Genomic DNA, 11076 nt, shown 5'->3' on the forward strand with positions numbered 1-11076 from the left:
ACGACGACACGACAAGCACCGCGAGGAACACAGTGACGACCGAACGCGCGGCCATTCCCGCGACCGCCGACGAGCGCGAGATGCTCCGCGGCTATCTCGACTTCCACCGGGCGACCCTCGCCATGAAGTGCGAGGGCCTCACCGACGACGAACTGCGCCGGCAGTCGATGCCGCCCTCGACGCTCTCGCTGCTCGGCCTGGTGCGGCACATGGCCGAAGTGGAGCGGTCCTGGTTCCGCAGGATCGTGGCCGGCGAGGACGTCCCGCTGGTCTGGTCGGACAGTTTCGACTTCCAGGTCGCCTACGACGTGCGCGGCGCGGACCGGCAGGAGGCCTTCGACGCCTGGCGGGCGGAGATCGAGCACGCGCGCCGCATCGAGGCGGCGGTCGAGTCCCTGGACGTCCTGGCGTACGACCGCCGCAAGAACCAGACGGTCTCGCTGCGCATGGTCATGCTCCACATGATCCACGAGTACGCCAGGCACAACGGACACGCCGACTTCCTGCGCGAGGGCATCGACGGAACCGTCGGCGTCTGACCCGCACAGCGAAGAGCCGTTTTTCTCCGCGCGGTACGCGGAGAAAAACGGCTCTTCGCTGTTTCCGGGAGAGTGCCGGAGTGTTCGACCGTTCCCTGTCGCCAGTTGAACACCCTGAATTCTGGTCTCTCAATTCGCTTCGAAAAGAAAGGAGTTGAACATCGGCAGGCGTTGCGTCGCCCCCCGGAAATGGGCCACTATTACATCACCACCGGGAAAAGCCCGGAGGAACCGAGAAAAGGAGTTCAAAATGGAGAACACCTTCGAGGACATCGAGTTCATCGAGACCTCCGCCGACCTGATGGCCACCTCGTACTACGTCAACATCCAGTAATACCCGGTACGGCCACAGGGGCGGCGGCCGAACGACGCCGCCCCTTCGGCCCGGGGTGGTGCGAGTCCGGTGCGCGACGCCGCGGCCGTACCCACCCGACCACATGCGCGAGCGGGCCGAGAAGTCTCTTCTCGGCCCGCTGGAGCGAGTGCCCGTGGGAGGCGGAGAACCGTGGGAACCACCGCTGCCGACTGGACCTTCGCGTCCCTGGTCGGCGACACCGAGAGCTTCTTTGCACAGCACTTCGACCGGCAGCCGCTGCTGCGCCGCGGAGCGCTCGCGGACCGGGTCCGCGACCTGATCACGGTGGACCGGCTCGACGACGTCATCGCCCTGCAGGTCGTCCCGCCGGCCTACGTGCGCCTCGCCAGGGACGGCCAGGGCCTGTCCAGCAAGGCCTACACCCGCACCACGGGCGACCACGCGACGGGGCTCGCCGAAACCGTCGTACCGGAGCGGGTGTACGAACTGTTCCGCTCCGGCGCGACCGTCACCTGGAACCACCTGGAGCACCTGCTGCCCTCGGTCCGGCACCTGGTCGACCTCTTCGCCGACACCTTCGCCTGCCCCGCCGAGGTCGTGGGCTTCCTGACACCGGCCGGACACGACGGGTACGCCCCGCACCACGACCCGGTCGACGTCTTCGTCGTCCAGATCGAGGGGACCAAGGACTGGCAGGTCTGGCAGCCGCCCGCCGACCGCCGCGGGGACAGCGCCCGCTACCCCGCCGACCGGCTCGGCGAGCCCGCGCTGCGGACCACGCTGCACCCGGGCGACGTGCTCTACCTGCCCCACGGCACGCCGCATGCCGCGGCCGCCCGCGAGCAGGTCTCCCTGCATCTGTCGGTCACCGTCGCCCCGCGTCGCTGGCGCGACCTGCTCGCCGAAACGGTCGCGGAGCTGCTGCGCGACGAGGCGTTCCACGCGGTGCCGTTCCTCGGCGGCAACCCGTCCGGCGCGGTGGACGGCGCGGCGGACGGCGGTCGGCGCAGCCGGATCGCCGACCGCTACCGCGAGAAGGTCGCCGACCTGTGCGCCCGCCTCACCGCGCTGGCGCCCGAGGACGAAACGGCACGGCTCGCCGCGGTCGGCCGGGCGCAGGCGGGTGTGGACCGGCCGCGGGAGTTCGCCCGGCTCGCCAGGCTGGACGCCCTCACCGCCGAGGCGCGGGTGCGACGCACCGGGACCCCCGTCGAACTCGGGCCGAGCCGCGACGGCAGGACCCCCCTGCTGGTCAACGGCCACCGGCTGGCCGTGCCCGACGCCGTCGCCGACACGCTCCGCGCCCTGGACCGCGGCGGTTCGCTGCGGGCCGGCGGCTTCCTCGCCGGAGCGCCCGAGGACCGGTCGGTGCGCGCCGCCCGGCAACTCGCCCGCCTCGGTGTCCTGCAGGCCGCGGACCGGGCGGAGGACTGAGCGCCGTGCGCGCCACGACCGAGGCGACCGCTCCCGCTTCCGGCCCGGAGGCGAACGGCGCGGGGCCACGCCTCGGCGACCTCGTCGTCGACCCCTCGGCGCGGGCGCAGGACGACTTCCACCGGTACGTCAACGGGCTCTGGTCGGACGCGTTCGTCCTTCCGGAGCACCAGGCCGAGGCGACGCTGCTGTCGCTGCTGGCCGACGAGGTCGAGGACGACGTGGCCCGTCTCATCCGGCGGGCGGCGGCCGGCGCCGGCGCCGGCGACCCCGCCACCCGGGCCATGGCCGATCTGTACACGAGCTTCATGGACGAGGAGACCATCGAGGCGCGCGGAGCGACACCGCTCGCCGCTGACCTCGCCCTTGTCCGCAGCGCGCCCGACCGCCGCGCGCTGGCCGCCGTCCTCGGCCGGCTGCAGGCGCAGGGGGTGCGCGGCGCGCTGGAGCCGTCCGTCTCCGTGGACCCGGCCGACGGCACCCGCTACGCCCTGACGCTGACCGCGTCCGGCCTGGGCCTGCCGCGCCCCGAACTGTACCTCGCGGACGGCGCCGGACCACTGCTGCGCCGCTACGCCCGGCACGTGAGCGCCATGCTCGCCCACGCGGGCCTGCCGGCCCCGGCCGAAGCCGCCGAGCACATCGTCCGCGCCGAGACGGCCCTGGCCCGCCTCCACATGTGCGCCCACGAGGCCGGCGCGCCCACCGGCGCCACCGCCTTCGCATCCGCTGCGCACGACGGCCCGCCCGCGACCGCCTCCCCGGCCGCCGGCTGCGCGGCCCCGGACACCGCCTCGCCGGTCCGCTGCCTCGTCGGTGAACTCGCCCTGCGCGACCAGGGGTTCGCGTGGGGGGAGTGGCTGCGGGAACTGGGGGCGGCGGCGTCGCAGGCGGTCGTCCGCGTCCGGCCGGGCGCCTTCGTGACGGCGTTCGAAGAGTGGTGGGCCGGCGCCGACCTGCGGTCGCTGCGCCTGTGGCTCGCCTGGCGGTACGTGCACGAGATGGCGCCCTTCGGGCCGCGCGCGGTCTTCGCCGAGCACTTCCGCTGGTACTGGCGGGAACTCACCGGCGCCCGACAGCCCTGGCCGCGCCGCCGGCGGGCCAGCGCCTTCGTGCAGACGGCCCTCGGGGACGTCGTCGGAGAGCGCTACCTGCGCGAGCACGTGGCCCCCGGCACGCTGGCCGCCGCACGGCAGCTGGTGGACCACCTCGTCGGCACCTACCGCCGCTGCCTGGAGCAGGCGCGCTGGATGCGGCCGGCCACCCGGCGCGCCGCACTGGCCAAGCTCGACGCCATGCGCTTCGACATCGGCGCCCCGACGGCCCCCGTCGGCTGCGCCGGTCTGCGCACCGACCCCGCCGACCTGGTGGGCAACGTCAAGCGGTCCCGCGCCTGGCACATCGCCCGCGAACTCGGCCGCCTGGGCGGGCCGGTGGACCGCGCGGACTGGAAAGTGCCGCCGCAGTCGGTCACCGCCTACTACCGGCACAGCCTGAACCAGGTGGTGATCCCCGCCGCCCTGCTGCGCCCGCCGGTGTTCGACCCCGCCGGCGACACCGCTCGCAACCTCGCCGTGCTGGGGTCCATCGTGTGCCACGAGATGTCGCACGCCTTCGACGACCGTGGCTCCCGCTACGACGGGCACGGCCGGCTGCGTTCCTGGTGGGCGCCCGAGGACCGGGCCGAGTTCGAGCGCCGCAGCGCCCTGCTGGTGCGGCAGTACGACGGATACGCCCCCGGCGGGGCCGGCGGCGCCCGGGTCAGCGGAGCACGCACCCTCGGGGAGAACATCGCCGACATCACCGGTCTGGCAGTCGCCCAGCAGGCCTTCTGCGCCCACCTCGACGCGCTCGGCGTCACCGGCGAGCCCCGCCGGCGACGGCTGCGGCGGTTCTTCATGCTGTGGGCCACCATGTGGCGGGCCGAACGCACCCCGGGCCGGACGCTGGAGCGCCTCGCACACGACTCCCACGCGCCGCCGGAGTTCCGCTGCAACGGCGTCCTCGGCCACATCCCCGCCTTCTACGAGGCCTTCGGCGTCACCGAGACGGACCGTCTGCACATCCCGCCCGAAGCCCGGTTCTCACTGCTGGGCTGAGCCCTGCTCACCCGAAGGGAGCGAAGGACACATGAGTCACACAGTCGTCGAACGGGCCGGTTCACTGGCCCTCGACATCGACGCCGAGCGGCTGCTGCGCCGCATCAGGGAGCTGGGGCGGATCGGCGCCGATCCGGTCGGCGGCGGCATCACCCGTACCGGGTTCAGCGCCGCCGACCGCGAGGCCCGGGCCTACCTGATGGACGAGGCCCGGGCCGCCGGCCTGTTCCCGGCCGTGGACGCCGCGGGGAACATAGTCGTCAGGCGGCGGCCCACCGACCGGCCCACCGCCGACGGGCCGGTGGTGATGATGGGCTCGCACCTGGACACCGTGGTCGACGGCGGACGCCTGGACGGCGCCTACGGTGTGCTCGCCGCCCTGGAGGTCCTGCAGACGGTGGTCGAGTCAGGCGCCCGACTGCGCCGGGACTGCGTGGCGGTGGCCTTCGCCAACGAGGAGGGCGCGCTCTTCCCCCAGCCCTTCTGGGGCTCCATGGCCGTCGCCGGCCGGATCGAGAACCTGCCCCGGGAGCCGCGCGACCACCAGGGACGGCCGCTGCGCGAGGCGCTGCGCCTGGCCGGCGGCGACCTCGACGCCCTGGGCAGCGCCTGCTGGCCGAAGGGCTCGGTGTCGGCGTACCTGGAACTCCACGTGGAGCAGGGCCCGGTGCTGGAGCGCGGCGGCAGCAGGATCGGCGTGGTGGACGCGATCACCGGACGGATCGTGCTCACCCTGGAGATCCGCGGCAGGGCCGGCCACTCCGGGACGACCCCGATGGAGGGCCGCCGGGACGCGCTGTGCGCGGCGGCGCGCGTGGTGCTGGCGGCGGAGCACATCGCCGGGCGGCGCGACCTGTGCCGGGTGGCCACCGTGGGCCGCCTCGACCCCTACCCGAACACGCCGAACACCATCGCCGGCGCGGTGCGGACGACCGTGGACCTGCGCGACACCGACGTATGGCGGATGGCAGACGCGGAGGCGGCGCTGCGCGCGATGCTGGACGACATCGCCGCAGCCACCGGCACCGAGATCGAGGTGGTGGCCGAGACCCGGTCCGATCCGGTCTCCACGGACGCACGGCTGCGCGAGGCGATCGCGCTGAGCGCGGACGAGCTCGCCCTGCCATACGAGGAGCTGCCCAGCGGGGCCGGGCACGACGCCCAGTTCGTGGCCGGCCTCGCGCCGATCGGCATGATCTTCGTGCCGAGCATCGGCGGCGTCAGCCATGTGCCGCAGGAGGACACCGCGGCGGAGGACCTCGTGGCAGGGGCGCGGGTGCTGCTGCGGACCGTGCTGCGCACCACGGAACGGGAGGAGCAGCTGTGAACGCGCCGGGAAAGAGCCGTCGGATCGCCGTCTTCTGCGGAGCCCGCCCGGGCGTCCGGGCGGAACACCTGGACTTCGCCGGCGCCTTCGGCGCCGCGCTCGCCCGGCACGGTCTGGATCTGGTCTACGGCGCCGGCGGGGTGGGCGTCATGCGGGCCGTCGCCGACGGGGTGCTGGAGCACGGCGGGGCGGTCACCGGGGTCATCCCGCGCACCCTGCACGAGCGCGAGCGGGCGGACCGCGCGCCGGGCACCGTCTACCTGGTGCGCGACATGCACGACCGCAAGGCGCTCATGTACCGGCTCGCCTCCGGGTTCGCGGTGCTGCCGGGCGGCCTGGGCACGCTGGACGAGCTGATGGAGGTGGCCACCTGGAACCAGCTGTCGCTGCTCGACAAGCCGCTGGTGGTGGTCAACCACCGTGGGTTCTACGACCCGTTGCTCGCCATGCTGGACCATCTGGTCGCCGAGGGCTTCCTGGCCGCGCGCGAACGCCGGCTGGTGCAGGTCGCCGGGACGGCCGAGGAGGCGCTGTCCCTGCTGGGGGCCGGCAAGGTGGCGGAACCGGTCGCGGTGGGCTGACGCGGCGACCGCGCGCCGGCGACCCCGTCATTCCACCGGCGTGTCAAGGAATCCTTTCTGCACGGCGATCACCCCGGCCTGGAAACGGCTGCGGGCATTCAGGTACGTCATGAGGCTGGACGCGATGCGCCGCGCGGTACGCGGTGACACGCCGAGTCGCTTGGCGATGGCCTCGTCGGTGTGGCCGAGCGCCAGGAGCCTGAGGGCCTCGGCCTGCTGGCGGGTCAGCCCGCCGGGACGCGGATGGGCGGGTTCCTCCAGCGGAGCGGCGGACTGCCACACGCTCTCGAACAGAGCGTGCAGCACCGTGATCATTCCCGGTGAGCTCAACTGCACCGCGCCGGCGGCGGTGTCGTCGGCGTTGGAGGCGATCACGGCGAACTGCCGGTCGTAGATGATCATCCGGTTCGGCAGCGACGGCACGGTGCGCACCTGGCAGCCCTGCTCGATCAGCCAGCGCGCGTGGTCCACGGTCGCCCGGTCGCTGCGGATGCTGTCCAGGTAGAGGGTGCGCATCCGCACACCGCGCTCGAGCAGTTGCTGGTTGAGCGGACGGGAGGCCTTCATGTTCTCCGGCGTTTGCGGACCGCCCGGAGCGAAGGTGAGCAGTTCCCTGGACACTTTGCTGTTGAGCACGGCCAGACGGTCGCGGATGGCGTCCAGGCCCCTGAGGTGCGTGATGTCGGCATCCGACTCGGCCTGCCGGCCCACGTCGTAGTCCACGATGAATCTGGCCGCAGCCGCCCGGCTCGCCTCGAGTCTGCGCTGCTGCTCGGCGAGTTCCGCCTGCTGCTGGGCGATCAGAATTTCCATGCCCAGATGAGGACTCACCGCATGTAATTGGTGAGGATTCTCCGTGGACGCGCGGACCAGGGCCAGGGCGCTGAGCCTGTCGAGCGCGCCGCGCACGTCATCCTCGGGCAGATCCAGCCACCGGGATATCTCGGCGACTCCCCGGGGTCTGTTCAACATGGCCCGGTAGACGGATTCAGCCACCGGGTCAAGTCCGAGCGTGTGTAGCATTCCGAGGCGTTCCGGCTCCCTGTCAACCATGCAGACGTGCTCCGATAGGCCTGAGGGCTTGATCAGTGTTTGACGTTAGGTGATGGCTCTGCGGCTCAGCAAGAGGACGGAAGTCGCGATGAACCGATTCGATTCACCCACGCCATATATCCCGTATATTCCGGTCCGTTCCGACTGCCTGCCGGGCGGCGGATCCGGCCGAAGACGTCCGTGACCCTCCGACGAATCAGGTCCGAGCATGTATCTCGTCCACGTGTCCATCAGGCAGCGCTCTTCCGGTGCGGCGCTGCCGCACGCGGCCGCGGAGCTCATCACCCGCGTCTGCGCGGGCCGAGGCGGCTTCGAGCACCTCAGCGTGCACGCCGACACGCGTCCCCATCCGGTACTGGGCTTCTACCTGCGGGCCGACTCGCTGGCCGAGGCGGAGGCGGCGGCCGGCTCGCTGTGGCGCCACGCCGCCTTGTGCGTCGCGCAGTTGAGCGACTGGGAGCTGGTGCGGGCCGAGGTGCCGCTGCTGCGGATCGACACGTGGCCGTGAGACCGCCGCGCCCGTCGGCCCGGCGGCGCCGTGTCTGACCTGAGTAGGACACGGCCGCTTTGACCCCGGCGGCCCCCCTTTCACTCGCCCACCGCGGACGGCAACCTATTTACCGTCAGCGAATTGGAGCCGAGGGAAAGGCAGGAGAATGGTCCGCTCGATTTCTCGCCGTGCCGTCCGGAGTGCAATGGTGACCGCTGTCTTCCTGGCGACGACCACAGGAATCGCGGCGCACCTCGGCGACCGGCTGCCGGAGAATCAGACGCAGACCAGTGCGGTGGCTGTGGCCAACACGCACGACGACGATCACGGCTGGCAGTAAGGGCGTTTCTCGGGCGTCGGATCCGCAGTTGTCCAAGGGGAACTCATGGCTCGAGAAGACGCGGAATACCTGATCCGAATCCGGGACTCCCTGTTTCGGGGACAACCCGTCGAAGAAATTCCTGTCGACACGCTCGTCACCGGCCTCTCCCCGCGGGTCGACGGCGAGGACCCCGAGCACGTCCGCACCCTCGCGGAGACGTGCGACGAGCTTCCGCCCATCCTGGTGCACCGCCCGAGCATGACCGTCATCGACGGCGTCCACCGGCTGCGCGTGGCCGAACTGAGGGGGCAGGACCGCATCGCGGTACGGTTCTTCGACGGTGGACTGTCCGACGCCCGGCTGCTTGCGGTGGCAACCAACATCACGCACGGGCGCCCGCTGTCCGCGGCGGACCGCACCGCCGCGGCACTGCGCATCTTCGCCTCCCATCCGGGATGGTCGGACCGGGCAGTTGCGGCCGTCGCGGGCCTGTCCCCGAAACGGGTGGGACGCCTGCGCAAGGAGGCGGCCCTTCCACAGACCGAACGCAGAGTGGGCCGGGACGGCAGGTGCCGGCCAGTCGACTCCTCGCACAGCCGGGAACGGGCCGGCGAGTTGCTGCGCACCAACCCCGGCGCCTCCCTGCGCCAGATCGCGGCGCAGGTGGGCCTCGCCCCGGCGACCGTCGCCGACGTGCGCGACCGCATCCGGCGCGGTGAGAGCCCGGTGCCGGACCGGGGCCGTCGGCCGGCGGCCCCGCCACGGTCCCTCGCCTCCGCGGAACCACCCGGTCACGCGGCCGAGGTGACGGCCCTGCCCGCGCCCGCCGCGAAGGCGGGAGCGGCGGCGGGCGTACGGGCCGACACGGCCCCGGCGGGCGACGCCGCGCGGGGCCGGCAGCCCGGCGCGCTGCGCCGCGTCCCCGCAGGGCCGGCCGCGGCCCACGACGACGTCGCGCGGATCACCGAAGCGCTGCGCCGGGACCCCTCCCTGCGGTTCAGCGAGGCTGGGCGCTCCCTGCTGCGCCTGCTCGACGCCTGCGCACTGGTCACCCGGGAACGCCGGCGGATCGCCGCCACGGTGCCCGCGCACTGCAAGGAACCCCTGGCACGGCTCGCCCACGGATACGCCGGGGCCTGGCGGCTGCTCGCCGACGACCTCGCGCGGTACGTCGAGGAGACGGGTGACGACGCCGCGCAGGGCCTCGACGTGGACGGGGCCGACGAGATCGGCTCGCTGGGCGCGTGAGCGCCCCGGCCGGCACGACAGAAGGAGGCGGCAGGTGACGGAGAGCCGGCAGGCGCCGCCGGCCGGGACCCGGATCGGCGCGCACCAGCTGCGCGAACTTCTCGGCGAGTGGCGCACGGACGGCAGCACCTACACGGCGCTGGCCGACTCCGTGTGCGGACTGGTCCGGGACGGGTGGCTGCCCGTGACGAGCCGGCTGCCCGCCGAGCGCGACCTGGCGGACGCTCTGGCGGTGAGCCGTACGACGGTGGCGTCGGCCTACCGGCTGCTGCGCGCGCAGGGCAGGCTGGTCAGCCGCAGAGGCGTGGGCACCTTCGTCGCCCCCGGCCGGGCCGGCCCGCCGGATCCCCGGCCGGCCTTGGCCGGGGATCCGGCGGCCCGGCCGATCGACCTGATGGTCGCCGCACTGCCGGCCCCCGAACCGTGGCTGTCCCGCGCGACGGCAGATGCCGCGGCGCGACTTGTCCGGCACACCGGCGGACACGGCGCGTTCCCGGCCGGGCTGCCGGAGCTGCGCGAGGCCATCGCCGCCCGCTACACGGCGCGCGGCCTGCCCACCGACCCCGCGCAGATCCTCGTCACCAACGGCGCGACCGGCGCCCTGACGCTGTTGCTGCGGCAGTTCGGTGCGGCCGGCGACCGGATGGCCGTGGAGGCGCCGACGCACCCGGGGGTGCTGCGGTCCCTGCGCCAGGCCGGGGTCCGGCCCGTCCCCGTGAGGCTGTGCGACAGCGGCTGGGACCTGTCGGCGTGGCGGGAGACGCTGCACGCGGCCCGGCCGCGACTGGCCCTGCTCACACCCGACTTCCACGTGCCGACCGGTCTGCTGATGCCGCCGGAGCAGCGTTGCGCGCTGATCGCGCTCGCCCGGACGGCCGGGGTGACCCTGGTGGTCGACGAGACCCTGACCGAACTGTGGCTCGACCCGGCGGTCCAGCCGCCGCCCGCGCCGTCCGTCCACGGCCGGCCGGACGGGCCGGACACGGTGATCGCCGTGGGCTCGGCGGACAAGTCGTACTGGGGCGGACTGCGGATCGGCTGGATCCGGGCCGGCGCGCCGACCGTGCGCCGGCTGGCGGAACAGCGCCTCGGCCTGGACGTCTCCTGCCCGGTCATCGACCAGCTCGTGCTCGCCCGGCTGCTCGGCGACGCGGGCGAGCCGGCCGCGGTCCTGGATTTCCAGCGCGAACGGGCCCGCAGGGGACGCGACACGCTCGTGACCCTGCTGCGCCGGGAGCTTCCCGCCTGGTCCTTCCGGGAGCCCGCCGGCGGGCTCGCGCTGTGGGTGCGGACCGGCGGCGTCTCCGCCCGGGCGGTCGCCGAGGCCGCCGAACGGCACGGTGTACGCCTGGCCGCCGAACCGGAGTTCAGCGCCGGGGCGGGCGCGGCGGACGACCACGTCCGGCTGCCGTACACGCAACCGCCCGACGTCCTCGCCGAGGCGGTACGACGCCTGGCCGAGGCGGTACGGGCCCTGCCGCCCGGCACGAGATCCGGCGGACGCGACGCGCCGACGTCGTTCTGACCGCACGAGGACCACAGGGAAGCCGGCTGACCGGGCGTCAGCCGACGACCGCGGATCCCCCGGCTCCCGGCCGGTCCCGGCGGACCGGGGCCACGGGCCGGCCGTCCGGGCACCCGGCGGCGGCCGGGGGAGTTCTCCGTTC

10 protein-coding genes are annotated in these 11076 nt (G+C 73.5%); 9 read left to right on the forward strand and 1 reads right to left on the reverse strand.

Translation table 11 applies throughout. From position 1 onward, the window contains the following. The first annotated feature begins 32 nt into the window (after nt 1–32). From OG956_RS39600 to OG956_RS39620, 5 genes are all read left to right on the forward strand, one after another. Nucleotides 33–539, forward strand: coding sequence for a DinB family protein (locus OG956_RS39600; protein ID WP_330343201.1), 507 nt, complete (start codon nt 33–35; stop codon nt 537–539). A gap of 505 nt (nt 540–1044) precedes the next feature. Next, nucleotides 1045–2289, forward strand: a complete 1245-nt coding sequence (locus tag OG956_RS39605; protein WP_330343202.1) for a JmjC domain-containing protein — start codon at nt 1045–1047, stop codon at nt 2287–2289. A gap of 5 nt (nt 2290–2294) precedes the next feature. Then, nucleotides 2295–4388: a M13 family metallopeptidase gene (locus OG956_RS39610; protein ID WP_330343203.1), complete on the forward strand. Its 2094-nt coding sequence runs from the start codon at nt 2295–2297 to the stop codon at nt 4386–4388. A 31-nt stretch (nt 4389–4419) separates the two neighbouring features. Beyond that, on the forward strand, nt 4420–5715 hold the full coding sequence (locus OG956_RS39615) for a Zn-dependent hydrolase (RefSeq protein ID WP_330343204.1): 1296 nt from the start codon (nt 4420–4422) through the stop codon (nt 5713–5715). Then, nucleotides 5712–6296 carry a TIGR00730 family Rossman fold protein gene (locus OG956_RS39620; RefSeq protein ID WP_330343205.1) on the forward strand — a complete coding sequence of 195 codons (585 nt, stop codon included), beginning with the start codon at nt 5712–5714 and terminating at the stop codon, nt 6294–6296. Before OG956_RS39615 ends, OG956_RS39620 begins: the two co-directional genes overlap by 4 nt. 27 nt (nt 6297–6323) lie before the next feature. Here OG956_RS39620 and OG956_RS39625 read toward each other — a convergent pair whose 3' ends face one another. After that, complete coding sequence (locus OG956_RS39625; protein WP_443065720.1) at nt 6324–7319, reverse strand: LuxR C-terminal-related transcriptional regulator; 996 nt, start codon at nt 7317–7319, stop codon at nt 6324–6326. A gap of 238 nt (nt 7320–7557) precedes the next feature. Between OG956_RS39625 and OG956_RS39630 the strand changes: the two genes are divergently transcribed. From OG956_RS39630 to yczR, 4 genes are all read left to right on the forward strand, one after another. Next, nucleotides 7558–7857 (forward strand): hypothetical protein, encoded by a 300-nt coding sequence (locus OG956_RS39630; protein WP_330343207.1) that lies wholly within the window; start codon nt 7558–7560, stop codon nt 7855–7857. 187 nt (nt 7858–8044) lie between these two features. After that, nucleotides 8045–8179, forward strand: a complete 135-nt coding sequence (locus OG956_RS39635; RefSeq protein ID WP_330343208.1) for a hypothetical protein — start codon at nt 8045–8047, stop codon at nt 8177–8179. 45 nt (nt 8180–8224) lie between these two features. Then, the gene (locus tag OG956_RS39640) at nt 8225–9409 is read left to right on the forward strand and encodes a ParB/RepB/Spo0J family partition protein (RefSeq protein ID WP_330343209.1); all 1185 of its coding nucleotides are present in this window, start codon (nt 8225–8227) and stop codon (nt 9407–9409) included. 34 nt (nt 9410–9443) lie between these two features. Further along, entirely contained in the window at nt 9444–10934 is a 1491-nt protein-coding gene (yczR, locus tag OG956_RS39645) for a MocR-like transcription factor YczR (RefSeq protein WP_330343210.1), read from the forward strand. The last annotated feature ends 142 nt before the right edge of the window (nt 10935–11076 follow it).

It is taken from the genome of Streptomyces sp. NBC_00557, from assembly GCF_036345995.1.
Taxonomy (GTDB): Bacteria; Actinomycetota; Actinomycetes; order Streptomycetales; family Streptomycetaceae; genus Streptomyces.

What these genes read in the sequence shown, in the direction of transcription:
- OG956_RS39615 (WP_330343204.1), top strand. Translation starts at nt 4,420, where the DNA reads ATGAGTCACACAGTCGTCGAACGGGCCGGTTCACTGGCCCTCGACATC.
- OG956_RS39625 (WP_443065720.1), bottom strand. Translation starts at nt 7,319, where the DNA reads ATGCTACACACGCTCGGACTTGACCCGGTGGCTGAATCCGTCTACCGG.
- OG956_RS39630 (WP_330343207.1), top strand. Translation starts at nt 7,558, where the DNA reads ATGTATCTCGTCCACGTGTCCATCAGGCAGCGCTCTTCCGGTGCGGCG.
- OG956_RS39635 (WP_330343208.1), top strand. Translation starts at nt 8,045, where the DNA reads ATGGTGACCGCTGTCTTCCTGGCGACGACCACAGGAATCGCGGCGCAC.
- OG956_RS39640 (WP_330343209.1), top strand. Translation starts at nt 8,225, where the DNA reads ATGGCTCGAGAAGACGCGGAATACCTGATCCGAATCCGGGACTCCCTG.